The following is a 26,036-nucleotide window of genomic DNA, read 5'->3' as shown; positions in this document are numbered from 1 at the left end:
CCATTGAGTGCATCGCGAGCAAGCTCGCTCCTACAGTTATTTTTTGTCAGGCGACCGCAGTCTCGGCTGGCGAAACAATGCTGGTCTTGCCGCCACGGGACTTGCCGGAGCTCAGGTACTCGGCAATCGACTCCTGAGTGACTTCACCCAGGAACACCCGCTCGGCGTCCATCACCGGCAACCACGAGCGGTTGAACTCGTACATGCGCGACAGCAGGATGCGCAAATGCTCGTCGTAGGCCGCCGTGGCGTTGAACTCGCGCAGGTATTGCGCGCACGTGCCGGCCTGGCGATGCAGGTCACGACGTCGGACATAGCCCAGCGCCTTGTTCTCACCATCCGTCACCACCACATAACGGCGGTCATGTTCGTCCATCAGCTCCAGGGCGTCGGCCACCGGGGTTTCCGGGCTGACCGATGGCGCGTTGTCCGCCGCGTCTTCAGCCTTCACCAGCAACAGGCGCTTGAGGGTGCTGTCCTGGCCGACGAAGTTGCTGACAAAGTCATCCGCAGGGTGCGCCAGCAAGGTGTCCGGATGATCGATCTGCAACAATTTGCCTGCGCGGAAGATCGCAATCTTGTCGCCCAGCTTGATCGCTTCGTCGATGTCGTGGCTGACCATGATCACGGTCTTGTTCAGCGCGCGTTGCATCTCAAAGAATTCGTTCTGGATCATCTCGCGGTTGATCGGGTCGACCGCGCCGAACGGTTCGTCCATCAACAGCAATGGCGCATCTGCCGCCAGCGCGCGGATCACACCGATCCGCTGCTGCTGGCCGCCCGACAGTTCACGCGGGTAGCGATTGAGATACTGCTTGGGTTCAAGCTTGATCATGCTCATCAACTCGCGGGCGCGGTCGTGGCATTTCTGTTTGTCCCAGCCCAACAGGCGCGGGACGATGGTGATGTTTTCCTCGATGGTCATGTTCGGGAACAGACCGATCTGCTGGATCACATAGCCGATGTTACGACGCAGGGTCACGGCGTCGAGGTCGGTGGTGTCCTCACCGTTGATCAGGATCTTGCCCGAGGTCGGCTTGATCAGGCGGTTGATCATTTTCAGCGTGGTGCTTTTGCCGCAGCCCGATGGCCCGAGGAACACGCAGATTTCGCCTTCATTGACGGTCAGGCTGACGGAGTCCACGGCTTTCACATCTTTGCCGTTGCTTTGGAAGGTCTTGCTGAGGTTTTGAAGTTCGATCATTTGAGCAGTCCTTTTGGAGTCAGCGTGCGTTGCAGCCATTGCAGAAGCAGGTCGGCGAAGATGGCCAGGAGACTGACCAGCACGGCGCCGACGATCAGCATCGACATATCGCTGCGGCTGATTGAAGCGAGAATGAGTACACCCAGGCCACCGGCACCGATGGTGGCGGCGATGGTCATGACGCCGATGTTCATGACCACGGCGGTGCGTACACCGGCGAGGATCACCGGCACTGCAATCGGCAGCTCGACCATGCGCAGGCGCTGGCCGAAGGTCATGCCGATACCGCGGGCGGCTTCGCGAATGCCAGGTTCCACGCCGGTCAGGGCGAGGTAGGTGTTACGCATGATCGGCAGCAGCGAGTACAGGAAGACGGCGGTGATCGCCGGCATCGGCCCCAGGCCCTGGCCGAATTTCGAGTAGAACGGCAGCAGCAGGCCGAACAGTGCGATCGACGGCACCGTCAGCAGCACCGTGGCGCTGGCCTGTAGCGGCCCGGCCAGCGTCGGGAACCGGGTCATCAGGATGCCCAACGGCACGCCGGCTACGATCGCCAGGGTCACGGCAATGCCGACCAGGGTGATGTGCTGCCAGGTCAGATGCGCCACCTGGGCCCAGTCGAGATGGGAAAAGGCGTTCAGAAATTCCATGTCTTTTCCTCCTTAGTTGATTGGGTGCTGGCGCAGGAAATCGGCGGCAACGGATGATGGGCTTTCGTGACCGACGTCGACCCGCGCATTCAGAGCACGCATGGTCTCGTCATCGAACAGCTCGGCCAGCGGTTTGATTTCTTCCGCGAGTTTTGGATGAGCGTCGAGGTAAGCCTGGCGTACCACCGGTGCTGCGGTGTAGTCCGGGAAGTAGTGCTTGTCGTCTTCCAGCAGCTTGAGTTTGAAGGCGTTCAAGCGACCGTCGGTGGTGTAGACCAGGCCGGCAAACACCTGGCCATTACGCAGGGCGGTATAGACCAGCCCGGCATCCATCTGGCGCGTGTTTTTCCGGGTCAGGTTCATGCCGTAGAGCTCGACCATGCCGGCCATGCCGTCGGAACGGTTGGCAAACTCGGTGTCCAGTGCAACGAGGTGGTTGGTCTTCGCCTCAGCCTGCATCACCGTGTTCAGCTCGCTGATGGTGTTGATCTGCGGATAAGCCTTGGCGGTGGTTTCCGGCAGTGCCAGGGCGTAGGTGTTGCTGAACTTCGACGGGGTGAGCCAGACCAGGCCTTTTTTCGCGTCGAGTTCTTTCACCCGGGCGTAGGACTGGGCGCTGTCGAGCTTTTCAGTGATGTGGTTGTAAGCCACCAGCGACACGCCGGTGTATTCCCAAAGCAGGTCCAGTTGGCCGCTTTCCTGAGCGCTGCGAGCGAGGTTGCTGCCCAGACCGCCCGTCACCTGGGTGTCGTAACCCTTGGTGCGCAGGTACTGGGAAGTGATTTCCGCGAGCAGGGTCTGTTCGGTGAACACCCGGGCGCCGATGCGAATCACCGGTTTTTCAGCGGCTTGGGCCAATCCTGCGAACAGCAGGACACAGCCCATTATCAAGGTCATGCCTTTCAAGTGGAGAGCTTTCATAAATATTCCTTTGCCGAGGCTTAAGACGGGCGCAAGCCGCGTTCGAGCCAGAGGCGGCTGGCCAGTGTCACCAGACCATCGAGCAGCAAGGCCAGCAAGGCGGTACATGCCGCGCCGAGCAGCAGTTGCGGCTGATTGTTCAGGGCGATGCCAGGGAAAATCAGGCTGCCCAGGCTGTTGGCGCCGATCAGGAAAGCCAGCGGTGCCGTACCGACGTTGATCGCCAGGGCCACACGCACACCACCGATGATGATCGGTACGGCGTTTGGCAGTTCGACCCGCCATAACACTTGGGTCGGCGTCATGCCGATGCCGACGGCTGCTTCCTTGAGCGAACCCTGGACGTTTTTCAGGCCTTCATAGGTGTTGCGCACGATCGGCAACAGCGAGGCGAGGAACAGGGCGAAGATCGCAGGACCACTGCCGATGCCAAGGATGCCCAGGGCGATGGCCAGTACGGCCAGGGGCGGCACGGTGTTGCCGATGTTGAAGATTTGCATGAAGCGTTCAGCACGGCCAACCATGGTCGGGCGACTGAGGAAGATACCGGCGGGTATGCCCACAACAAGGGCGGCCAGCATGGAGGCGAGGACGAGCATCAAATGGGCTTGCAGGTAAAACAACAAATCGTCGCGGTAATGTTCGATCGTATCGATGCCGATCCAGTGGACCAGCAGGGCCAGGAGTGCGACGACAACCGCACCTCCTATCAGCCCTTTGCCATAGCGAATAGCCACAGGCGGACTCCTTTTTTTCTTAGTCGGCGAACGCAGTCCCGAGTGGCAGTGCCATTCCTGGCTGCCGGGCAATGCAACGTTCGCGAGAAGCAGCTGTTCATGCTGATAAAACCGCATGAGATCAAGCCATAAGCGCAGCCTCGTCAGGCTAACTTGCTGATTTATCAGCCCCTGACACGAGTGCTGTAACAGGGGAGTGGACGTCTCTACCTTTTAAAAGGTTCCATAAATAACAGCAAATAGCCACCGTAGGAGCTGCCGAAGGCTCGGGCCGCGTTCGGACGATCTTTGATCTTGATCTTCGACGGTTTTTTTCAAAACAAGATCACAGGATCGCAGCCTTCGGCAGCTTCTACGGGGGGATAGGGTGTTTGGGAAGGGTACGAGCGGTGGTCCGTGGGGCGCGTTTTAAGCTATACTCGCCGCCCTTTTTTGAATCACCTGCCAGGCGATTTCCCATGACCAAACAGGCCGCCGAAGTCGCGAAACGCCGCACTTTCGCCATTATTTCCCACCCCGATGCCGGTAAGACCACCATCACCGAGAAGCTCCTGCTGATGGGCAAGGCGATCGCGGTTGCCGGCACGGTGAAGTCACGCAAGTCCGACCGCCATGCCACCTCCGACTGGATGGAAATGGAAAAACAACGGGGTATTTCCATTACCACGTCGGTCATGCAGTTCCCGTATCGCGACCACATGGTCAACCTGCTCGACACCCCGGGCCACGAAGACTTCTCCGAAGATACCTACCGTACCCTGACGGCGGTCGACTCGGCATTGATGGTCCTCGACGGCGGTAAGGGTGTAGAGCCACGGACCATCGCGCTGATGGACGTCTGCCGTCTGCGGGACACGCCGATTGTCAGCTTCATCAACAAACTCGACCGCGACATCCGCGATCCGATCGAACTGCTCGACGAAATCGAAGCAGTCCTGAAGATCAAGGCCGCGCCGATCACCTGGCCGATCGGTTGCTACCGCGACTTCAAGGGTGTGTATCACCTGGCCGACGACTACATCATCGTCTACACCGCCGGTCACGGCCACGAACGTACCGATGTGAAGATCATCGAGAAGCTCGACTCGGACGAAGCCCGCGCGCATCTGGGCGACGAGTACGACCGCTTCGTCGACCAGCTGGAGCTGGTGCAGGGCGCCTGCCACGAATTCAACCAACAGGAATTCCTCGACGGCCAGCTGACCCCTGTGTTCTTCGGTACTGCCCTGGGCAACTTCGGTGTCGATCACGTGCTCGACGCCGTGATCAATTGGGCGCCGAAACCTCTGGCGCGGGTCGCCAACGAGCGCACCGTGGAACCGATCGAAGAGAAATTCACCGGCTTCGTGTTCAAGATCCAGGCGAACATGGACCCCAAACACCGCGACCGTATCGCCTTCATGCGTATCTGCTCCGGCAAATACGAAAAGGGCATGAAGATGCGCCACGTGCGCACCGGCAAGGATGTACGGATCGGCGACGCGCTGACGTTCTTCTCCTCCGAGCGTGAGCAACTGGAAGAAGCCTTCGCCGGCGACATCATCGGCCTGCACAACCACGGCACCATCCAGATCGGCGACACCTTCACCGAAGGCGAGGTCCTGGGCTTCACCGGTATCCCGCACTTCGCCCCGGAGCTGTTCCGTCGTGTGCGTCTGCGCGATCCGCTGAAGTCCAAACAGCTGCGCCAGGGCTTGCAGCAACTGGCCGAAGAGGGCGCGACCCAGGTGTTCTTCCCCGAGCGCAGCAACGACATCATCCTCGGCGCCGTGGGTGTGCTGCAGTTCGACGTGGTCGCCAGCCGCTTGAAAGAGGAATACAAGGTCGAGTGCTCGTACGAGCCGATCACCGTGTACTCGGCGCGCTGGATCGATTGCGACGATAAGAAGAAGATGGAGGAATTCCGCGTCAAGGCTGTGGAAAACCTCGCGGTCGACGGAGGCGGTCACCTGACGTACCTTGCCCCGACGCGGGTCAACCTGGCGCTGATGGAAGAGCGCTGGCCGGATGTGAAATTCCGAGCAACGCGTGAGCATCACTAAGCGTTGAGCTGTCACACAAAAGCCCCGTTGCGAAAGCCTCGGGGTTTTTGCTTTCTGGCGAAGACCAAAAGATCGCAGCCTTCGGCGTATACCTGTAGGAGCTGCCGAAGGCTGCGATCTTTTGATTTTTTGGCCTAACAATTATTCCAAACCAATCTGTCCATTAGCGGCAATTACTTCTGTTCGCTGGCGTCCTATCTGGAGAACCCGGTCGATCGGAACTAGATTTCAGTCAGCGCCACGGTAACCGGGTTACGCGCCGGCAGGCACCCATGCTGCATCTCAGAAAGGATGGATTCGGCTATGAGCATTCTTCAACGCATTTTGCTGTTGCTAAAGGTTTTGGTGATTATGTCCGTTGGCATGTCCGCAGCGCGGGCGGAATGCCCTGATCACGGTGAACAGGCATCGAGCGGGCAGGTAGGGCACTCAGGCCTGATGATCGCCAAGTCCGAATCCGAGCCCGGTGACCAGGGGCAGGGCGGTAGCGCTGACGACGATGATTCCACTACCGACGAGCCGGATTCTGACGACCCGGATGAAGGCGATAGCCAGACGTAAGAGGTCATTTCGGGCAAAAGAAAACCCCTTCACTCCGACATGTACATAGTCGAGGTAGAAGGGGGTCTTGAACAACCAGTCCATGATCCTGTGGGAGCGGGCTTGCCCGCGATGGCGATACCTCAGTGACATCAAAGTCGACTGGCGGGACGCTATCGCGGGCAAGCCCGCTCCCACAGGTTTTTTATTCCACTGTCAGGCCACGCCGTCGAGGAACTGCTCGGCGTAGTGGCAAGCCACCTGGCGGTTGTCGAGCAGACGCAACGCCGGCTCTTCGGTACTGCAGCGCTCGGTCGCATACGGGCAGCGCTTGTGGAAAGCGCAGCCCGGTGGCGGGTTCAGCGGGTTGGGCAGTTCGCCGACGATCTTGATTTTCGGCTTGTTCGGGTCCGGGTGAATGGTCGGGGTGGCCGACAGCAGCGCCTGGGTGTAGGGGTGCAGCGGGCGTTCGTAGATGTCGTTCTTCGGGCCGATTTCCACCGGGCGGCCGAGGTACATCACCATTACGTCATCGGCGACGTGTTGCACCACCGCCAGGTTGTGGGAGATGAACACGTAGGCGGTGTTGAACTCCTGCTGCAGGTCCATGAACAGGTTCAGCACCTGGGCCTGGATCGACACGTCCAGTGCCGAGGTCGGCTCATCCGCCACCAGCACTTTCGGCTGCAACATCATCGCGCGGGCGAGGGCAATCCGTTGGCGCTGGCCGCCGGAGAACATATGCGGGTAGCGCTGGTAATGCTCAGGGCGCAAGCCCACCTGCTTCATCATCGCCTGGACTTTCTCGCGACGTTCAGCGGCGCTCAGGTTGGTGTTGATCAGCAGCGGTTCGCCCAGCTGGTCGCCGACTTTCTGCCGCGGGTTCAACGACGCATACGGGCTCTGGAACACCATCTGCACGTCTTTACGCAGCTGCTTGCGCTGGGCCTTGTCGGCGCCAGCGACTTCCTGGCCGGCGATTTTCAAGGAGCCGGATGACGGCTCTTCGATCAGGGTCAATGCGCGGGCCAGGGTGGATTTGCCGCAACCCGATTCACCCACGACAGCGAGGGTTTTGCCAGCTTCCAGTTCGAACGACACGCCGTTGAGGGCGCGTACGGTCGCATGGCCCTTGAACAGGCCACGGGACACTTCGTAGTGACGGGTCAGGTCGCGGGCGGTAAGTACGACGGCCATTACGCCACCTCCTGATTCAGCGGGTAGAAGCAGCGGGCGAGGCTGTTGCTTTTCGGGTCGAGGGCCGGACGCTGGGTGCGGCAATTTTCTTGCACATAGGGGCAGCGCGGCGACAGCAGGCAACCCTGCGGACGGTCGTAACGACCCGGAACGATGCCCGGCAGCGTGGACAGGCGCGAGGCGCCGAGGCTGTGTTCCGGAATGGCCTTGAGCAGCGCTTCGCTGTACGGGTGCGCCGGGATGTCGAACAGTTGCGGTACCTGGCCGACTTCAACTGCCTGGCCGGCGTACATCACGCACACGCGCTGGGCGGTTTCGGCAACGACGGCGAGGTCGTGGGTGATCAGCACCAGGCCCATGTTCTGCTCTTTCTGCAGGGCCAGCAGCAACTCCATGATCTGCGCCTGAATCGTCACGTCGAGGGCTGTGGTCGGTTCGTCGGCGATCAGCAACTTCGGCTCGCCGGCAATCGCCATGGCGATCGCGACACGCTGGCTCATACCGCCGGACAACTGGTGCGGGTAGGCATCCATCCGACTGGCGGCGCCCGGAATTTCAACTTTTTCCAGCAGTTCGATGGCGCGTTTGCGCGCCTGCTTGCCGGACATTTTCAGGTGCAGGCGCAGCACTTCTTCGATCTGGAAACCGACGGTGTAGCTCGGGTTCAACGCGGTCATCGGGTCCTGGAACACCATGGCCAGGTCTTTGCCGACGATTTGCCGACGCTGACGATTGCTGAGCTTGAGCATGTTCTTGCCGTCGAAGTTCAGCGCGTCGGCGGTCACGATGCCCGGGTGCTCGATCAGCCCCATCAACGCCATCATGGTCACGGACTTGCCGGAACCCGACTCGCCAACGATGGCCAGGACTTCGCCCTTGTCGACCTTGAGGTCGAGGCCATCGACCACTGGCACGGCATTCTTGTCGCCAAAGCGAACATTGAGATTCTTGATTTCTAACAATGACATTTGAATCTCCTCAGGCGGCGTTCTTGAGTTTCGGGTCCAGCGCATCGCGCAGGCCGTCGCCCATCAAGTTGATTGCCAGCACGCTGAGCAAAATGGTCAAACCAGGCAGACTCACCACCCACCAGGCGCGTTCGATGTAGTCGCGAGCCGAAGCCAGCATGGTGCCCCACTCTGGGGTTGGCGGTTGTACGCCAAGGCCCAGGAAGCCCAGTGCCGCAGCATCGAGAATTGCCGAGGAGAAGCTCAAGGTCGCCTGCACGATCAGCGGTGCCATGCAGTTGGGCAGCACGGTGATGAACATCAGGCGTGGCAGACCGGCACCCGCCAGGCGCGCGGCGGTCACGTAGTCACGGTTCAGTTCGCCCATCACCGCAGCGCGGGTCAGGCGCACGTAGGATGGCAGGGACACCACAGCGATGGCGATCACGGTGTTGATCAGGCCAGGGCCGAGGATGGCGACAATCGCCACGGCCAGCAGCAGTGACGGCAGTGCCAGCATGATGTCCATCAGGCGCATGATGGTCGGGCCAAGCAAGCGCGGGAAAAACCCGGCGAACAGTCCCAGGAGAATCCCTGGAATCAGCGACATCACTACCGACGACAAGCCGATCAGCAGCGACAGCCGCGAGCCCTGGATCAGCCGTGACAGCAGGTCTCGGCCCAGTTCATCGGTACCGAGCAGGAACTGCATCTGCCCACCTTCCAGCCAGGCTGGCGGGGTCAGCAGGAAGTCGCGGTACTGCTCGCTCGGGTTGTGCGGTGCCACCCAGGGGGCGAACAGTGCGCAGAAAATCACCAGTAACATGAACATCAGGCCGGCGACGGCGCCTTTGTTCCTGGAGAAGGCATGCCAGAATTCTTTGTACGGGGACGGGTACAGCAGGCTTTGATCGACTGCTACCGCTGGAGTTGAAGCTGGAGTGGTCATGGTCATGATCTCAGCGCTGATGACGGATGCGTGGGTTGGCAAAGCCGTAGAGGATATCCACTACGAAGTTGACCAGAATCACCAGGCAGGCGATTAACAGGATGCCGTTCTGCACCACGGGATAGTCCCGCGCGCCAATGGCTTCGATCAGCCATTTGCCGATGCCGGGCCAGGAGAAGATGGTTTCGGTCAGGACCGCACCGGCCAGCAGCGTGCCGACTTGCAGGCCGACTACCGTCAGTACCGGAATCAGTGCATTGCGCAGGCCGTGCACGAATACCACGCGCGATGGCGACAGGCCTTTGGCGCGGGCGGTGCGGATGTAGTCTTCGCGCAGCACTTCGAGCATCGAGGAACGGGTCATCCGCGCAATGACCGCCAGTGGGATGGTGCCGAGCACGATGGCAGGCAGGATCAGGTGGTGCAGCGCATCGAGGAAAGCACCGACGTCATCGGCCAGCAGCGTGTCGATCAGCATGAAGCCGGTACGCGGCTCGATGTCATAGAGCAGGTCGATCCGTCCGGACACCGGGGTCCAGCCCAGGGACACCGAGAAGAACATGATCAGGATCAGGCCCCACCAGAAGATCGGCATCGAATATCCCGCCAGGGAGATGCCCATCACCCCATGGTCGAACAGGGATCCTCGCTTGAGTGCCGCGATCACCCCGGCCAGCAGGCCCAGGATGCCGGCGAACAGCAGGGCGGCCATGGACAGTTCCAGGGTCGCGGGGAAGAGTGAAGTGAATTCAGTCCAGACGCTTTCCCGGGTGCGCAACGATTCGCCGAGATCGCCTTGAGCCAGTTTGCCAATGTAATCCAGGTATTGGGCATACAGGGGTTTGTTCAGACCTAGGCGTTCCATTGCCTGAGCATGCATTTCCGGGTCGACTCTGCGTTCGCCCATCATGACTTCCACGGGGTCGCCAGGGATCATGCGAATCAACGCGAAAGTCAGCAAGGTGATGCCGAAGAACGTGGGGATCAATAACCCCAATCGGCGGGCAATAAAACTAAACATCTTGTGGTGTACCTCATCAGCCGGTTAGGCGTGCCTGGTGTCCCTGGAGTCAGGGACACCGGGAGTTTTCTTATCTACTTCACCTGGGTAGTGGCGAAGTTATTAGTGGTGAGAGGGCTGATGTGATAGCCCTCTACGTTCTTGCGCATTGCGGTAAACATACGGGTGTGGGCAAGGGCGATCCAGGGTTGATCCTGGTTAAAGATCGCCTGCGCCTGCTCATAGAGCGACGCACGTTCATCGGGGTTCACTTTGACCCGGGCTTCGTCGAGCAGGGCCTGAAACTTCTCGTTGCACCAGCGCGCGTAGTTTTCGCCGTTTTTGGCCGCCTCGCAACTGAGCATAGGCGTCAGGAAGTTATCCGGGTCGCCGTTATCGCCCGCCCATCCGGCGGCCACCATGTCGTGCTCGCCGTTTTTGGCGCGCTTGAGCATTTCGCCCCACTCCATGACACGGATGTCGATCTTGAGGCCGATCTTGGCCAGGTCGGCCTGCATCATCTGCGCGGCGAGCATCGGGTTGGGGTTGGTCGCGCCGCCGCCGTTGCGGGTAAACAAGGTCAACACGGTGCCTTCAGGCACGCCTGCTTCCTTGATCAGGGCACGCGCCTTGTCGAGATCACGCGGCGGGTTCTTCAGGCTGTGGTTGTAGCCCAGCAGGGTGTCCGGGTACGGGTTGACCGCCACGGTGGCATTGCCCTTGCCAAACAGCGCGTTGACCGCCGCTTCCTTGTCGAAAGCGATATCAATGGCTTTGCGCACCCGCACATCGCTCATGTATTTGTGCGAAGTGTTCATGGCAATGTACGAAACGGTCATCGCGTTGAGCTCATCAACCTTGAGGTTGGTGTCTTTCTTGATGCTCGGGATGTCGTCCGGTTTCGGATACAGGGCGATCTGGCACTCGTTGGCCTTGAGCTTTTGCAGGCGCACGTTGTTGTCGGTGGCGATGGCCAGGATCAGGGCATCAGCCGGTGGCTTGCCGCGGAAATAGTCCGGGTTGGCCTTGAAGCGAACCTGGGCGTCCTTGTTGTAACGCTGGAACACAAACGGGCCGGTGCCGACCGGCTTGTTGTTGAGGTCGCCCAGCTTGTTTGCCTTGAGCAGCTGGTCGGCGTACTCGGCGGAGTAGATCGAGGCGAACGCCATGGCGATGTCGGCCAGGAATGGCGCTTCGCGACGGGTCAGGGTGAACTTGACGGTGTTGTCGTCAATCTTCTCGACGCTTTTGAGCAGTTCCTTGAAGCCCATGCTTTCAAAGTACGGGAAGCCCACGCTCGATTGTTTGTGCCACGGATGATTCGGGTCCAGCTGGCGCTGGAAGCTCCAAAGCACGTCGTCGGCATTCATTTCGCGGGTCGGCTTGAAATAGTCGGTGGTGTGAAACTTGACGCCTTTGCGCAGATGGAATGTGTAGCTCAGGCCGTCTTCGCTGATGTCCCAGGATTCGGCCAGTGCCGGAACCACTTCGGTGGTGCCAGGCTTGAAGTCCGCCAGCCGGTTGAAGAGCGTCTCGGCTGCGGCGTCGGCGGTGACTGCAGTCGTGTACAGGGCCGTGTCGAAGCCTTCCGGACTGTTTTCGGTACACACCACCAGGGGCTTGGCCGAGACGCCAACAGCGACACTCAGCAACGCGGCCGCAATGGCCGCACGTAGGGGAAGCATTTTCATCGAGAACCCTCTGCAATCGGTTTAAAGACAAAAGCCCAACGGCCGATTCATCGTTGAATCAGCCGCAGGGCAGGTGCATTACAGAATGTTGAACGGGATGGTGGTCACGAGGCGGAACTCGTTGATGCTGCCATCAGCCTGGTTTTCGCTGGCACGGTGCGCGGTGTAGGTCGCGCGAATCGCGGTGGCCTTGAGCGGGCCGCTTTGTACTGCGTAAGCAGCACCGATGCCGTACTCGTAATGGTGTTCGCCGTCCATGGACTGCACGCCGTCGTAGCCGCCACCCTTGTAGTGAGTGCCGTCGATGCCCCAGCCGCGAGCCTGGTAGATGTTGAACTTCAGGCCTGGCACGCCGTATTCAGCCATGTTCAGGCCATAGGCGATCTGGAAGGATTTCTCGTTCGGGCCATTGAAGTCCGACAGCAGGGAGTTGGCCAGGTAGATGCCGTTGGTTTCGTGCAGGTAATCGAAGTACTCGTTACCGTTCACTTCCTGGTAGGAGAAGGTCAGGCTGTGGGCCTGGTGGGTCAGACCGAGCGACAGGGAGTAGGTGTCGTTGTCGATTTCGCCCAGCAGTTTTTTGCCTTCGTCGACGGTCTTGTAGTAGTTCAGGCCAGTGGTCAGGCTCAGTACCGAGCTGTCGCCCAGCACGTGGCTGGCGCCGAAGTAGTACTGGTTCCACAGGTCTTCGGCCTGGGTGCCCCAGAGGCTCGTAGTCAGGCTGGCGAATGGTGTGTAGGTGATGCCGGCGGTGTTGACGTGATCGGCTTCGGCACTGGAGTCGCCGTATTCGGAGCGGAACTTGCTCAGGCTTTCTTCGGTACGCGGAGAGTTGCGATCGAAGGTGGCCAGGTCGAAGGACAGGTTGTTCAGTTCTTCGCTGTGGATCGCGATCCCTTCGAAGCTCGAAGGCAGGGCACGGTTGCCGATGACGTCGACCTGCGGGCTGCTGAAGTTCATGCGCCCGGCGGTCAGGGTGGTGTTGGAGACGCGCGCCTTGACGTTGGCCAGGCCCAGCTTGCTCCACTGGCCCTCAGCTTCGCCGCCTTCGCGGGTCAGGGTGCGGTTGTTGCCCGCGCCTGGACGAGTACCCGGTGCGCCACCGTTGTTGGATGCCAGGTTCTCGCGATCACGTTCCAGGGCAATGGCGTTGTAGGCCGCGACTTCAGTGCTGAAGCCGACGGTGCCTTCGGTGAAGCCGGAGTTGTACTTGATGATGGTGCCTTGCACCCAGTTGATCCGGCGATCAGTCTCGGTCGAAACGCCGTCTTTGCGGTAGGCGAACTTGCCACCGCGTTTGAGCTGTTCATTGGCGTACCAGTTACGGGTCGTGCCACTGATGGACTGGCCTTCGACGAAGCCTGTGGCTTCAGCTTGAGCGCTTTTGGTGTTGACCGTTACCGGGGTGAATTCCTGGCTCTGAGTCTCGGCGTAAGCCGTGGCGGTGATGCTACTGATGGCCAGGGCCAACAACGCGGTGCTGCTCAGTTTCATGGGTAAAGCTCCTTGGTTTCTCTTTTTTTATACCGGCCTTTTTTTGTGGTCCGGCTATTTGGTTTGGAACTCTTTTCGCTTGGCAAACGTTTGCATTACGCCAGATCGACGAATAACGGCAATACGCTTGCTTGGGGGCGGAATCCGCCCCCCGCGTTTTTCGGCTAATCGGTTATTTTTCTATGCTGACACCCGAGAACACGTTGCGACCGAAAGGGCTGACCTTGAACCCTTCGATTTTGGCGCTCAACGGCTGGTTGACCGTCGAGTGGGCGACTGGCGTGATCGGCACTTGCTGCTTGAGCAATTGCTGCGCCTGCTTGTACAGCACGGTGCGCTGGTCGCGATCGGTGACGATCTTGGCCTGCTTGATCAGCTTGTCGTAAGCCGGATCACACCACATGGAGTAGTTGTTGCCACCGATGGCATCGCAGCTGTAGAGCGTGCCGAGCCAGTTGTCCGGGTCCCCGTTGTCACCGGTCCAGCCGATCAGGCTGATGTCGTGCTCGCCATTCTTGGTGCGCTTGATGTACTCGCCCCATTCGTAGCTGACGATCTTCACCTTGAGGCCGATTTTTGCCCAGTCGGCCTGGAGCATCTCGGCCATCAACTTGGCGTTGGGGTTGTAAGGGCGCTGCACGGGCATCGCCCACAGGGTGATTTCGGTGCCTTCCTTGACGCCGGCGGCCTTGAGCAACTCACGGGCTTTTTCCGGGTTGTAGGCGGCGTCCTTGATAGTCTCGTCGTAGGACCACTGGGTTGGCGGCATGGCGTTGACCGCCAGTTGCCCGGCGCCCTGGTACACGGCGTTGAGAATGCCCTGCTTGTTCACTGCCATGTCCAGCGCCTGGCGCACTTCAAGCTGGTCGAATGGCTTGTGTCGAACGTTGTAGGCGATGTAGCCGAGGTTAAAACCGGGCTTCTCGATGAGCTTGAGTTTCGGGTCGTTTTTCAGCGCGGTGACGTCGGCAGGGCGCGGGTGCAGGGTGATCTGGCATTCGTTGGCCTTGAGCTTCTGGACCCGCACCGAGGCGTCGGTGTTGATGGCGAAAATCAGGTTGTCGAGTTTGACCCGGCTCGGGTCCCAGTACTGCTTGTTGCCAGTGTAGCGAATGTTGGAATCTTTCTGGTAACTCTTGAATACGAACGGCCCGGTGCCGATCGGCTTCTGGTTGATATCGCTTGGTTTGCCGGATGTCAGCAGCTGGTCGGCGTATTCGGCGGACAGGATGGCGGCGAAGCTCATGGCGATGTTCTGGATGAACGCGGCGTCGACGCTATTAAGCGTCATGACCACGGTCAAAGGCCCGGTCTTTTCGACCTTGGCAATGTTCTTGTTCAGGCTCATCCCGTTGAAATACGGGAATTCGGTTGGATAAGCCTGACGGAATGGCTGCTGCGGATCGAGCATGCGGTTGAACGTGAACAGCACGTCATCGGCGTTGAAATCACGGCTCGGGGTGAAGTACTTGGTGGTGTGAAATTTCACGCCTTCACGCAGGTGGAAGGTGTATTTCAGGCCGTCTTCGGAAATATCCCAGCGGGTGGCCAGGCCAGGTACGACATTGGTCGCGCCTTTTTCGAACTCTGCCAGGCGGTTGTAGAGCGGTTCGGCGGCGTCGTTGTCGGTCGCGGTGGTGTACTGCGCGGTATCGAAGCCAGCGGGGCTGCCTTCGGAGCAGAACACCAGGCTGTCACTGGCAGCCTGGCTAATGGACGTGGCGGCCAACAGGCCGGTGCCCAGCAATGCGGATAAAACCAAGGTATGGCGCATGACGCTCCCTCTGTTCTCTGAGTATTTTCGACAAGCCTCGTTCCGACTGGGGACGTGGGGTCTTATCGAGCGCAATCCATTTACGTGAAGCAAAACCGAGAGCCCACGCATGAGCTGGTCGAACTCCGACGGTATGAGCCATCGGGCCGGCAGTAAATGCGTAGAGTCCTAAACATTCGTAGGAAAAGTAGACGCGTCCTGCGCCGGCGCTGGAGTCAGCGTCGGACATGGATGTAGGTTATTTCCTACTCTCTCGGTAGATACAACAACGGCGACGTCATTGACGTCGCCGTTGTTGAACCTTATTTGCTGACGCTGACGCCGTAGAAGGAATTCAAGCCAAATGGGCTGATCTTGAAGTCCTGCACGTTGGCGCGCATGGGTTGATACACCGTCGAGTGAGCGATAGGTGTCATTGGAACAGCGTCCTTGAGGACGTGTTGTGCCTGTTTGTACAGTTCGGTGCGCTTGCCTTGGTCGGTGGTGCGCTTGGCTTCCTTCACGAGGCCGTCGAATTTCTTGTCGCACCATTTCGAGAAGTTGTTGCCGCTCAGCGAGTCGCAACCAAACAACACGTTGAGCCAGTTGTCCGGATCACCATTGTCACCGCTCCAGCCAATGATCATCGCCTGGTTCTCGCCACCTTTGGAGCGCTTGATGTACTCGCCCCACTCGTAGCTGGTGATCTTCACGTTCAGACCGATTTTCTTCCAGTCGGACTGGAGCATTTCGGCCATCAGCTTGGCGTTCGGGTTATACGGACGCTGTACCGGCATGGCCCACAGGACGATTTCGGTACCTTCCTTGACGCCGGCTTCCTTGAGCAGCTCCTTGGCTTTCTCAGGGTCGTACTTGGCGTCCTTGATGGTGGTGTCGTAGGACCATTGGGTCGGCGGCATGGCGTTGACGGCCAGTTGGCCCGCGCCCTGGTAAACCGAGTCGATGATCTGCGGCTTGTTGACCGCCATGTCCAGCGCTTGGCGCACGCGCAGGTCAGCCAGCGGGTTGGCCTCGTTGCTGCCCTTGACCTTGTCCATCACGTTGTAGGCGATGTAGCCCAGGTTGAAACCAGCCTGGTCAGGCATCTTCAGCGCCTTGTCTTCCTTCAGCGCCTTGAGGTCAGCCGGACGCGGGAACAGAGTGACCTGGCACTCGTTCTTCTTCAGCTTCTGGATACGTACCGACGGGTCAGTGGTGATGGCGAAGATCAGGTTGTCGATCTTGACGTCTTCAGGCTTCCAGTAGTCCTTGTTCCCGGTGTAGCGGATGTTGGAGTCTTTCTGGTAGCTCTTGAACACGAACGGGCCGGTGCCGACCGGTTTCTGGTTGATGTCGGCAGGCTTGCCGTCCTTGAGCAGCTGGGCAGCGTACTCGGCGGATTGCAGCGAGGCGAAGCTCATGGCCATGTTTTGGATGAACGCAGCGTCGACTTCTTTCAAGGTGAATTTGACGGTGTGATCGTCGACTTTATCGATCTTGGTGATGTTGGTGTCCATCCCCATGTCGGTGAAGTACGGGAATTCGGTCGGGTACGCTTTGCGGAACGGGTCGTCCTTGTTAATCATGCGATTAAAAGTGAACAGCACGTCGTCGGCGTTGAACTCACGAGTCGGCTTGAAGTACGGGGTGGTGTGGAACTTCACGCCTTCACGCAGGTGAAAGGTGTACGTCAGGCCATCGTCAGCGATGTCCCAGCTGGTCGCCAGACCAGGAATCACGGCGGTGCCGCCGCGCTCGAACTGGGTCAGGCGGTTGAAAATGGTTTCTGCAGAGGCGTCGAAGTCGGTTCCGGTGGTGTACTGACCAGGATCAAAACCGGCCGGGCTCCCTTCGGAGCAAAACACCAGGTTAGTCGCCGCTTGGGCGAAAGGTGCGGCAGCTAACAAGCTGGCGCCGACTAAAAACGGAATGACCGCGTGTTTGAGCATGGTGGCCTCATGATTTGTTGTCATTTTTGGAATTAGAGGACGACCTCGTGAGTCGTGCCTGCGGATACTTATGCAGGGGCCATACCCAATGCAAGACGCAGGGGGGCCACAAGCATTAAACAGTGGCACGAACGTACCTTAATGTCGCATATGTGTAAATTGACGCGCATTTGACCGTTTGCGCAGGTTTTTTTCGGTGCATATCGCGCACCCGCGTGGAGCAATCGAAGGCTGAGGTGCACCCGGTTGGCGCGCGGTGTTACTTATTTATACCCTCGCCATCGGCGCATCTGGCATATCCCACGGATGCGGCATATTTCGCGCACGCGGCGTAATCGACATATTCCACGTATGCGGCCTGATCGACGTATTCCGCGCAGGAGCTGCCGAAGGCTGCGATCTTTTGATCTTTAAGGCAAAGTCAAAAGATCGCAGCCTGCGGCAGCTCCTACAAGGGGCAATCAATGCGGTTTAAGGCATCAACACTTCAATCGACCCATCTGCCGTCATGCTGACCTGGCTGGTGCCAGCCTCAACTTCCGGGGTCACCGGAGCGGCGTCCATGCTGGCGGCTTTCATCATCATCGGCCCGCGCATGTACGGTTGTGGATAACCGTTGCTGTTGAGGTTCAGGTTAACGATCTTGTAGCTTTTGCCGCCCAGGGCGTCAGTTGCCAGCTGGGCGCGGGCCTTGAAGGCGCTGACCGCGTCCTTGAGCAGCGCGTCTTCACTGGCCTTGCGCGTTGGCGTGGCGATGGCGAAGTCCATGCCGGCCATTTTCAGGTCGGTGAGCAGTTCGCCGGTGAGCTTCGACAGGGCGGCGAAATCGGAACTTTCCAGGCGCAGCTCGGCGCGTTCACGCCAGCCGGTGATTTTCTGGCCCTTGGTATCGTAGACCGGATAGCTGTTACGGCTGCCCTGGCGCAGAGTGATGTCCTTGACCTGCTTGGCCTGGGCCAGCGACTTGTTCATGGTAGTGCTGATGTCGGCGGCGAGTTTGGCCGGGTCGGTGTTTTGCTCTTCTGTATAAAGAGTCACGATCATCAGGTCGCGGGCCACTTCCTGGCTGACTTCGGCGCGCAGGGAGATCTGGTTGTAATGCAGCTCGTCGGCGGCCAGGGCCGGCAGGCTGGCGACGGTGCCAACACTAAGGGCAAGAAGGGCGGCGCTGCGGCGGAAAGTGTGCATGAAAACTCCTTGGACGGTGCGCAGGGGTTAAGGTCCGAGCCTGCGTGAAACCATCAGACTCTAGCTTTAATGATCCGGTTCGCACAGTTACAACTTCTATACAGATCGAAGGCGACCGCTGCGCGGTCAATCGCGAGCAGGCTCGCTCCCACAAAGATTGCATCTTAATGTGGGAGCGAGCCTGCTCGTGATGGCGGTCTAATAGACGCCACCGTTCTTTCTGCCATGTGGCCGTTTGCCGCACTTTTGCCTGCCAGCCCCCGCGCTTGGTTATACTCCTGCCGATCCGCCTGGAGCGCTCATCAGGAGAGCTCATGCTCGCCCCCGTTCAAATCACTTCCGCGACTCGCCAGAACCTCTGGCGGCTGACGTTCATTCGTACTTTGGTACTTGCCGCCCAAGCTGGTTCCGTGGGCCTGGCTTACTGGTTCGACCTGCTGCCGCTGCCCTGGTTTCAGCTGGCCGCGACCCTCGGCTGCTCGATGCTGTTGTGCGCGTTCACGGCCATTCGCCTGCGCACCTCCTGGCCGGTCACTGAGCTCGAATACGCCGTGCAGTTGGCCTGCGACCTGTTTATCCACAGTGCGCTGCTGTATTTCTCCGGCGGTTCGACCAACCCCTTCGTGTCCTATTACCTGGTGCCGCTGACCATCGCCGCCGTGACGTTGCCCTGGCGCTATTCGGTGATCCTGTCCGGTATCGCATTGACCATGTACACCTTGCTGCTGGCGCGGTTCTACCCCCTGCAGACGTTCCCCATCGCCCGGGAAAACCTGCAGGTTTACGGAATGTGGCTGAGCTTCGCCCTGGCCGCGGCGGTGATCACCTTCTTCGCCGCGCGCATGGCCGAGGAGCTGCGTCGCCAGGAAGAGTTGCGCGCCATTCGGCGAGAAGAGGGCCTGCGCGACCAGCAATTGCTGGCCGTTGCGACCCAGGCCGCCGGCGCCGCCCACGAACTGGGCACGCCTTTGGCCACCATGAGCGTGCTGCTAAAAGAGATGCAGCAGGATCATCCCGACCCGATGTTGCAGGATGATCTGAAGGTGCTGCAGGATCAGGTGAAACTCTGCAAAGAAACCTTGCAGCAACTGGTGCGCGCCGCCGAAGCCAATCGTCGCTTGGCCGTGGAGATGCAGGACGTCACCGACTGGCTCGACGAGGCCCTGAATCGCTGGCACCTGATGCGCCCCGAAGCCAGTTATCGCTTCCAGCGGCTCGGCCAGGGCGCCGTGCCCCGCATGGCGCCACCGCCGGACCTTACCCAGGCCTTGCTGAACCTGCTGAACAACGCCGCCGACGCCTGCCCGGAAGGGTTGCAGGTGACGCTGGACTGGAATGCCGAGGACCTGACCATCAGCATCCGCGACCACGGCGCCGGTGTGCCGCTGGCCATCGCCGAGCAGATTGGCAAACCGTTTTTTACCACCAAGGGCAAAGGTTTCGGCCTGGGCCTGTTTTTGAGCAAGGCCAGCGTGACACGCGCCGGCGGCTCAGTGAAACTCTATAGTCATGAGGAAGGCGGCACGCTCACCGAGCTGCGCCTGCCCCGTGTCGCCCGAGGAGACGAACATGAGTGACGATATCCAAGTCGAAGGCGAAGGCGAAGAACTCCCGCATTTGCTGCTGGTAGACGACGACGCAACCTTTACCCGCGTGATGGCTCGCGCCATGGCCCGTCGCGGCTTTCGCGTCAGCACCGCCGGGTCCGCCGAGGAAGGCCTGACCATCGCCCAGGCAGACCTGCCGGATTACGCCGCGCTGGACCTGAAAATGGACGGTGACTCCGGCCTGGTGCTGTTGCCCAAGCTGCTGGAGCTTGACCCGGAAATGCGCGTGGTGATCCTCACCGGTTATTCGAGCATTGCCACCGCCGTCGAGGCGATCAAGCGCGGTGCCTGCAACTACCTGTGCAAACCGGCCGATGCCGATGACGTCCTCGCCGCACTGCTGTCCGAGCACGCCGACCTCGACACCCTGGTACCGGAAAACCCGATGTCGGTGGACCGCTTGCAGTGGGAACACATCCAGCGGGTGCTGACTGAACACGAAGGCAACATCTCCGCCACTGCCCGCGCCCTGGGCATGCACCGGCGTACTCTGCAGCGCAAATTGCAGAAGCGCCCTGTCCGTCGCTGAACCGGTGCTGAACAATTGTTGTCACACCGCGTTGCAACACGAGCCGATCATCTATGATCGGTTCGTGTGATGTTCTTTTTTCCAATGAGCCTTTTCCATGAATCAGAACGCTGAGTACTCCGCGGTCAATGATGCTGTGCGCGGGCAGTTTTTTCGCAAAGTCTGGGCGATGATCACGCCTTACTGGCGCAGTGAAGAGAAGGGCAAGGCCTGGACGCTGCTGATCGCCGTGATCGTTCTATCGCTGGTCAGCGTAGGCATTTCGGTGTGGTTCAACACCTGGTACAAGGATTTTTACAACGCCCTGCAACAGAAGGATGAGGCGGCATTCTGGCGGTTGATCCTGTATTTCTGCGCGATCGCGGCCGTCGCGATTGTCGGCGCGGTTTATCGGCTGTACCTGACGCAGATGCTGACCATTCGCTGGCGGGCCTGGCTGACCGAAAAACACTTCGCCCGCTGGCTGGGCCACAAGAATTACTACCACCTTGAGCAAGGCGGCTACACCGATAACCCGGACCAGCGCATCTCCGAGGACCTCAACAGCTTCACCTCCAACACCCTCGAGCTGGGGATTGGCCTGCTGCGCAATATTGTCAGCCTGGTGTCGTTCTCGATCATCCTTTGGGGTGTGTCGGGCAGTATCGAGGTCTACGGGTTTACCATTCCCGGCTATATGTTCTGGTGCGTACTGGTGTATGCCGTGATCGGCAGCTGGCTGACGCATTTGATCGGTCGTCGCCTGATCGGCCTGAACAACAACCAGCAACGCTTCGAAGCCGACCTGCGATTTTCCATGGTGCGCATTCGCGAGAATGCCGAAAGCATTGCGCTGTATAACGGCGAGCCCAATGAAAATCGTCGTTTGAGCAGTCGCTTCGGCCTGGTCTGGCACAATTTCTGGGACATCATGAAGGTGTCCAAGCGACTGACGTTCTTCACGGCCGGTTATGGCCAGGCAGCCATCATCTTTCCCTTCATGGTCGCGGCACCGCGCTACTTCGCGGGCAAGATCGAGCTCGGGGAGCTGATGCAGATCAGCTCGGCGTTCGGCAACGTGCAAGAGAGTTTCAGCTGGTTTATCAGTGCGTACCAGAGCCTCGCGGCCTGGCGCGCCACCTGTGATCGCCTGCTCAGTTTCCGTCAGGCCATGACCGAGAATGAGCAAAAGCCGCAGGCCATCGACGTGCAGAATTCGGGCTCGGCGTTAAAAGTACACAACCTGGGGCTGGATCTTGCTGATGGTCGCCACCTGCTGGCCGACGCCGACATGACGGTGGAGGAGGGTGACCGAGTGATGATCAGCGGCCGCTCCGGCAGTGGCAAATCGACGCTGCTGCGGGCGATGGGGCATTTGTGGCCGCGGGGCCATGGCAGCATCCGCCTGCCGGCCGAGCGGTACCTGTTCCTGCCGCAAAAACCCTACCTGCCGATTGGCACCTTGCGTGAAGCGCTGAGTTATCCACAGGTCGCCGAGACGTATCCGCAAGAGCGTTACGCCCACGTGCTGGAAGTGTGTCGCCTGCCGCACCTGCTGGGACGCCTGGACGAACCCAATCACTGGCAGCGCATGTTGTCACCGGGTGAACAGCAACGCCTGGCGTTTGCCCGCGCGCTGCTTTATGCGCCTCAGTGGCTGTACATGGACGAGGCAACGTCGGCGATGGATGAAGAGGATGAAGCCTCGCTGTATCAGGCGCTGATCGACGAGATCCCGGGCTTGAGCATTGTCAGCGTCGGCCACCGCAGCAGCCTCAAACGCTTCCATCCGCGCCATGTGCGTATCGACAATGGCCATCTGGTGGAGCAACCAGTCACCGCCTAGACGATACGCCTGTAGGAGCTGCCGAAGGCTGCGATCTTTTGATTTTGTTTTGCAGGCACCGAGGGTCAAAAGATCGCAGCCTGCGGCAGCTCCTACGGGGTAGAGGTGATCGTACAACCGCGTTGAGCTATGATGCGGTTTCAACCGAATTTTTCGAGACCGATGTTCACCATGGAAAACCCGATCGCCACACCACGTCTCCCTCGCAAGCGCCGTAGCCTCGCTCAGGAACTGGTGACGGTGCTGTCCGAGCAGATCCGCGACGGTCATCTCAAACGCGGTGACAAGTTGCCGACCGAGTCGGCGATCATGGACGCCCATGGCGTCAGTCGCACCGTGGTGCGCGAAGCCATTTCACGGTTGCAGGCTGCCGGGCAGGTGGAAACCCGCCATGGCATCGGTACTTTTGTGCTCGATACCCCAAGCCCGAGTGGCTTTCGCATCGATCCCGCCACCGTGGTCACCCTGCGAGACGTGCTGGCCATCCTGGAGTTGCGCATCAGCCTCGAAGTAGAGTCTGCCGGGCTTGCCGCGCAACGCCGCAGCGCCGAGCAGTTGGCCCTGATGCGCGCCGCGCTTGATGCCCTGAACGAAAGCGCTGCCCATGCCAGTGACGCCGTGGCCTCGGACTTCCAGTTTCACCTGCAGATCGCCCTGTCGACCGGCAACCGCTACTTCACCGACATCATGACGCACCTGGGCACCAGCATCATTCCGCGCACCCGCCTCAACTCGGCGCGGCTCGCCCACGACGACCAGCAGCATTACATGAGCCGCCTGAGCCGTGAGCACGAAGAGATCTACGACGCCATCGCGCGCCAGGATTCCGATGCGGCACGGGCCGCCATGCGCCTGCACCTGACCAACAGCCGCGAGCGGCTGCGCCACGCCCATGAAGAGGCAGAGGCGCAGCGGGGCTAAACCTGACGGGAGCAGGGCGTGCTCGCGATGGCGGCGGCACCTCCACTATCGACGCGACAGGACACTGCGATCGCCAGCAGCCGCACTCCTGCAACAGGCATGAGTGAAACCCGGTTCTGTGTCCATCGACGCTCCCTGTGGGAGCCGGGCTTGCCCGCGATGAGGCCAGCGATCATCCCGCGTCGGCTCTGAAAGTGGACATCCTCGGACAACTTACCTCTCAGCCGTGGCTATCCAGCGCCCATCCAGCTGCAGGTTTTCTCACTTATTCCCCTCCTGACGATGAAATGCAGTTGACGATTAAATTTTAAGTTGTACGATGACCTACAACTCGGCGAAAGCTGAACGGTTTTCCAACAACAATACGTCGCTACCCAGGGTGTTCGAATAATGAATCCACAAGAACTGAAGTCCATCCTCTCTTCCGGCCTGCTGTCTTTTCCGGTAACCGATTTTAATGCCCAGGGCGATTTCAATCGCGCTGGTTACATCAAGCGCCTTGAGTGGCTGGCACCTTATGGCGCCTCGGCCTTGTTCGCCGCAGGCGGCACCGGTGAGTTCTTCTCCCTGGCGGCCAGCGAATACTCGGAAATCATCAAGACTGCCGTCGACACCTGCGAAACCAGCGTGCCGATTCTGGCGGGTGTTGGCGGTTCGACCCGTCAGGCCATCGAGTACGCTCAAGAAGCCGAGCGCCTGGGCGCCAAAGGCTTGCTGCTGCTGCCGCACTACCTGACCGAAGCCAGCCAGGACGGCGTTGCCGCCCATGTTGAAGCCGTGTGCAAATCGGTGAACATCGGCGTGGTGGTTTACAACCGTAACGTCTGCCGCCTGACCGCACCGCTGCTGGAACGCCTGGCCGAGCGCTGCCCGAACCTGATCGGCTACAAGGATGGCCTGGGCGACATCGAGTTGATGGTGTCGATCCGTCGCCGCCTCGGCGATCGCTTCAGCTACCTGGGTGGTTTGCCGACCGCCGAAGTGTACGCCGCTGCTTATAAGGCACTGGGCGTGCCGGTCTACTCCTCGGCGGTGTTCAACTTCATCCCGAAAACCGCGATGGATTTCTACCACGCCATTGCCCGCGAAGATCACGCCACCGTTGGCAAGATCATCGACGACTTCTTCCTGCCTTACCTGGACCTTCGTAATCGCAAAGCCGGTTACGCAGTGAGCATCGTCAAGGCCGGGGCAAAAATTGCCGGCTATGACGCAGGTCCTGTACGTGCGCCGCTGACCGACCTGCTGCCGGAGGAGTACGAAGCTCTGGCTGCGCTGATCGACAAGCAGGGCGCGCAATAACAATCGATTGAGCAAGGCCGCTGAGCAATCAGCGGCCTTTTGCGTGAGGAGATAGATCCGTGGCAGATACAAAGCGTTTCGACAATTACATCAACGGCGAATGGGTCGCCGGCAGTGATTACTGCGCCAACATCAATCCGTCCGAGCTGACCGATACCGTTGGCGAGTACGCCAAGGCGGACCTGGCCCAGGTCCACGCCGCCATCGACGCCGCTCGCGCTGCGTTTGCGGCCTGGTCCACTTCGGGCATTCAGGCTCGTCACGATTCGCTGGACAAAGTCGGCACTGAAATCCTCGCCCGTCGCGAAGAGCTCGGCACCCTCCTGGCACGGGAGGAGGGCAAGACCCTGCCCGAAGCCATTGGCGAAGTGACCCGCGCCGGTAACATCTTCAAGTTTTTCGCCGGTGAAACCCTGCGTCTGTCCGGTGATTACCTGCCGTCGGTGCGTCCGGGTGTCCACGTCGAAGTGACCCGCGAAGCCCTGGGCGTGGTCGGGCTGATCACCCCGTGGAACTTCCCGATCGCGATCCCTGCCTGGAAAATCGCCCCGGCCCTGGCCTATGGCAACTGTGTGGTGCTCAAGCCCGCTGACCTGGTGCCGGGTTGCGCCTGGGCCCTGGCCGAAATCATCTCCCGCGCGGGCTTCCCGGCCGGCGTGTTCAACCTGGTGATGGGCAGCGGTCGAGTGGTAGGCGATGCGCTGGTGCAAAGTCCGAAAGTCGATGGCATCAGCTTCACCGGTTCGGTGGGCGTGGGTCGGCAGATCGCAGTCAGCTGCGTGTCGCGCCAAGCCAAGGTGCAGCTGGAAATGGGCGGCAAGAACCCGCAGATCATTCTTGACGACGCCGACCTCAAGCAAGCGGTCGAGCTGTCGGTGCAGAGCGCGTTCTACTCCACCGGCCAACGTTGCACCGCTTCGAGCCGCTTCATCGTCACCGCCGGAATTCATGACAAGTTCGTTGAGGCCATGGCCGAGCGCATGAAGTCGATCAAGGTTGGACATGCGCTGAAAACCGGCACCGATATTGGTCCGGTGGTCTCCCAGGCGCAGCTTGAGCAAGACATGAAGTACATCGACATCGGCCAGTCCGAGGGTGCGCGCCTGGTCAGCGGCGGCGGCCTGGTGACCTGTGATACCGAAGGCTACTACCTCGCGCCCACCCTGTTTGCCGACAGCGAAGCGGCGATGCGCATCAGCCGCGAAGAGATTTTCGGCCCGGTGGCCAACATTGTTCGGGTGGCCGATTACGACGCCGCGCTGGCCATGGCCAACGACACCGAGTTCGGTCTGTCGGCGGGCATCGCCACCACTTCGCTGAAGTACGCCAACCACTTCAAGCGCCACTCCCAGGCCGGGATGGTGATGGTCAACCTGCCGACGGCTGGGGTGGATTACCACGTTCCATTCGGCGGGCGTAAAGGTTCATCCTATGGCTCCCGCGAGCAAGGTCGCTACGCGCAAGAGTTCTACACGGTCGTGAAAACTGCCTACGTCGGTTCCTGATCCACCGCTGTAACTGTGGGAGCTGGCTTGCCAGCGATAGCATCACCGCGAAAGTGACTGACACTGCGCGGTGCCTGCATCGCGG

At 60.0% G+C, this 26,036-nt stretch carries 21 protein-coding genes; 8 read left to right on the top strand and 13 right to left on the bottom strand.

What is annotated here, in order from left to right:
- Positions 1–46: 46 nt before the first annotated feature.
- The 4 genes from EQV97_RS08945 to EQV97_RS08930 are packed head-to-tail and all read right to left on the bottom strand — an operon-like array spanning position 47 to position 3,512.
- The gene (locus EQV97_RS08945) at positions 47–1,204 is read right to left on the bottom strand and encodes an ABC transporter ATP-binding protein (protein ID WP_122837483.1); all 1,158 of its coding nucleotides are present in this window, start codon (positions 1,202–1,204) and stop codon (positions 47–49) included.
- Complete coding sequence (locus EQV97_RS08940) at positions 1,201–1,854, bottom strand: ABC transporter permease (protein ID WP_045060019.1); 654 nt, start codon at positions 1,852–1,854, stop codon at positions 1,201–1,203. Before EQV97_RS08940 ends, EQV97_RS08945 begins: the two co-directional genes overlap by 4 nt.
- 12 nt (positions 1,855–1,866) lie before the next feature.
- Positions 1,867–2,760 (bottom strand): glycine betaine ABC transporter substrate-binding protein, encoded by an 894-nt coding sequence (locus EQV97_RS08935; protein WP_122838601.1) that lies wholly within the window; start codon positions 2,758–2,760, stop codon positions 1,867–1,869.
- 35 nt (positions 2,761–2,795) lie between these two features.
- Positions 2,796–3,512 carry an ABC transporter permease gene (locus EQV97_RS08930; RefSeq protein ID WP_122837484.1) on the bottom strand — a complete coding sequence of 239 codons (717 nt, stop codon included), beginning with the start codon at positions 3,510–3,512 and terminating at the stop codon, positions 2,796–2,798.
- A 458-nt stretch (positions 3,513–3,970) separates the two neighbouring features.
- Here EQV97_RS08930 and EQV97_RS08925 point away from each other — a divergent pair, with 458 nt between their 5' ends.
- Both EQV97_RS08925 and EQV97_RS08920 read left to right on the top strand, forming a co-directional pair.
- Positions 3,971–5,554: a peptide chain release factor 3 gene (locus EQV97_RS08925; protein ID WP_045060017.1), complete on the top strand. Its 1,584-nt coding sequence runs from the start codon at positions 3,971–3,973 to the stop codon at positions 5,552–5,554.
- Positions 5,555–5,857: 303 nt separating this feature from the next.
- A complete protein-coding gene (locus EQV97_RS08920) occupies positions 5,858–6,115 on the top strand; it encodes a hypothetical protein (RefSeq protein WP_122837485.1) in 258 nt (85 codons plus the stop codon).
- 195 nt (positions 6,116–6,310) lie between these two features.
- On the opposite strand, the gene EQV97_RS08915 is transcribed toward EQV97_RS08920, so the two are convergent.
- The 9 genes from EQV97_RS08915 to EQV97_RS08875 all read right to left on the bottom strand — a co-directional run bounded on the left by EQV97_RS08915 (position 6,311) and on the right by EQV97_RS08875 (position 18,262).
- On the bottom strand, positions 6,311–7,291 hold the full coding sequence (locus EQV97_RS08915; RefSeq protein ID WP_045061495.1) for a peptide ABC transporter ATP-binding protein: 981 nt from the start codon (positions 7,289–7,291) through the stop codon (positions 6,311–6,313).
- Positions 7,291–8,259 carry an ABC transporter ATP-binding protein gene (locus EQV97_RS08910; RefSeq protein ID WP_122837486.1) on the bottom strand — a complete coding sequence of 323 codons (969 nt, stop codon included), beginning with the start codon at positions 8,257–8,259 and terminating at the stop codon, positions 7,291–7,293. Before EQV97_RS08910 ends, EQV97_RS08915 begins: the two co-directional genes overlap by 1 nt.
- Positions 8,260–8,269: 10 nt before the next feature.
- Positions 8,270–9,187 (bottom strand): ABC transporter permease subunit, encoded by a 918-nt coding sequence (locus tag EQV97_RS08905; protein WP_122838602.1) that lies wholly within the window; start codon positions 9,185–9,187, stop codon positions 8,270–8,272.
- A gap of 10 nt (positions 9,188–9,197) precedes the next feature.
- Positions 9,198–10,208 (bottom strand): ABC transporter permease subunit, encoded by a 1,011-nt coding sequence (locus EQV97_RS08900; RefSeq protein ID WP_122837487.1) that lies wholly within the window; start codon positions 10,206–10,208, stop codon positions 9,198–9,200.
- Positions 10,209–10,282: 74 nt separating this feature from the next.
- Positions 10,283–11,878 (bottom strand): ABC transporter substrate-binding protein, encoded by a 1,596-nt coding sequence (locus EQV97_RS08895; protein ID WP_240888832.1) that lies wholly within the window; start codon positions 11,876–11,878, stop codon positions 10,283–10,285.
- 78 nt (positions 11,879–11,956) lie between these two features.
- Positions 11,957–13,372, bottom strand: coding sequence for an OprD family porin (locus EQV97_RS08890; protein WP_122837489.1), 1,416 nt, complete (start codon positions 13,370–13,372; stop codon positions 11,957–11,959).
- Between the two features lie 172 nt (positions 13,373–13,544).
- Complete coding sequence (locus tag EQV97_RS08885; RefSeq protein WP_122837490.1) at positions 13,545–15,146, bottom strand: ABC transporter substrate-binding protein; 1,602 nt, start codon at positions 15,144–15,146, stop codon at positions 13,545–13,547.
- Between the two features lie 302 nt (positions 15,147–15,448).
- On the bottom strand, positions 15,449–17,074 hold the full coding sequence (locus tag EQV97_RS08880; RefSeq protein WP_122837491.1) for an ABC transporter substrate-binding protein: 1,626 nt from the start codon (positions 17,072–17,074) through the stop codon (positions 15,449–15,451).
- A gap of 471 nt (positions 17,075–17,545) precedes the next feature.
- Positions 17,546–18,262: an SIMPL domain-containing protein gene (locus EQV97_RS08875; protein ID WP_240888831.1), complete on the bottom strand. Its 717-nt coding sequence runs from the start codon at positions 18,260–18,262 to the stop codon at positions 17,546–17,548.
- Between the two features lie 314 nt (positions 18,263–18,576).
- Between EQV97_RS08875 and EQV97_RS08870 the strand changes: the two genes are divergently transcribed.
- From EQV97_RS08870 to EQV97_RS08845, 6 genes are all read left to right on the top strand, one after another.
- Entirely contained in the window at positions 18,577–19,839 is a 1,263-nt protein-coding gene (locus EQV97_RS08870; RefSeq protein ID WP_045061486.1) for an ATP-binding protein, read from the top strand.
- Positions 19,832–20,398, top strand: coding sequence for a response regulator transcription factor (locus tag EQV97_RS08865; protein WP_045061485.1), 567 nt, complete (start codon positions 19,832–19,834; stop codon positions 20,396–20,398). Before EQV97_RS08870 ends, EQV97_RS08865 begins: the two co-directional genes overlap by 8 nt.
- 97 nt (positions 20,399–20,495) lie before the next feature.
- Positions 20,496–22,223 carry an ABC transporter ATP-binding protein/permease gene (locus EQV97_RS08860; RefSeq protein WP_122837493.1) on the top strand — a complete coding sequence of 576 codons (1,728 nt, stop codon included), beginning with the start codon at positions 20,496–20,498 and terminating at the stop codon, positions 22,221–22,223.
- Positions 22,224–22,394: 171 nt separating this feature from the next.
- Positions 22,395–23,144: a FadR/GntR family transcriptional regulator gene (locus EQV97_RS08855; RefSeq protein ID WP_205940042.1), complete on the top strand. Its 750-nt coding sequence runs from the start codon at positions 22,395–22,397 to the stop codon at positions 23,142–23,144.
- Between the two features lie 390 nt (positions 23,145–23,534).
- Positions 23,535–24,446, top strand: coding sequence for a 5-dehydro-4-deoxyglucarate dehydratase (kdgD, locus tag EQV97_RS08850; protein WP_045061482.1), 912 nt, complete (start codon positions 23,535–23,537; stop codon positions 24,444–24,446).
- Positions 24,447–24,505: 59 nt separating this feature from the next.
- Positions 24,506–25,951: an aldehyde dehydrogenase family protein gene (locus EQV97_RS08845; protein ID WP_240888830.1), complete on the top strand. Its 1,446-nt coding sequence runs from the start codon at positions 24,506–24,508 to the stop codon at positions 25,949–25,951.
- Positions 25,952–26,036: the final 85 nt, after the last annotated feature.

It is taken from the genome of Pseudomonas sp. TMW22090 (assembly GCF_022496665.1).
Lineage (GTDB): Bacteria > Pseudomonadota > Gammaproteobacteria > Pseudomonadales > Pseudomonadaceae > Aquipseudomonas > Aquipseudomonas gregormendelii.
The sequence above is the reverse complement of the archived record's forward strand: the minus strand, read 5'-3'. Positions and strand labels throughout refer to the sequence as shown.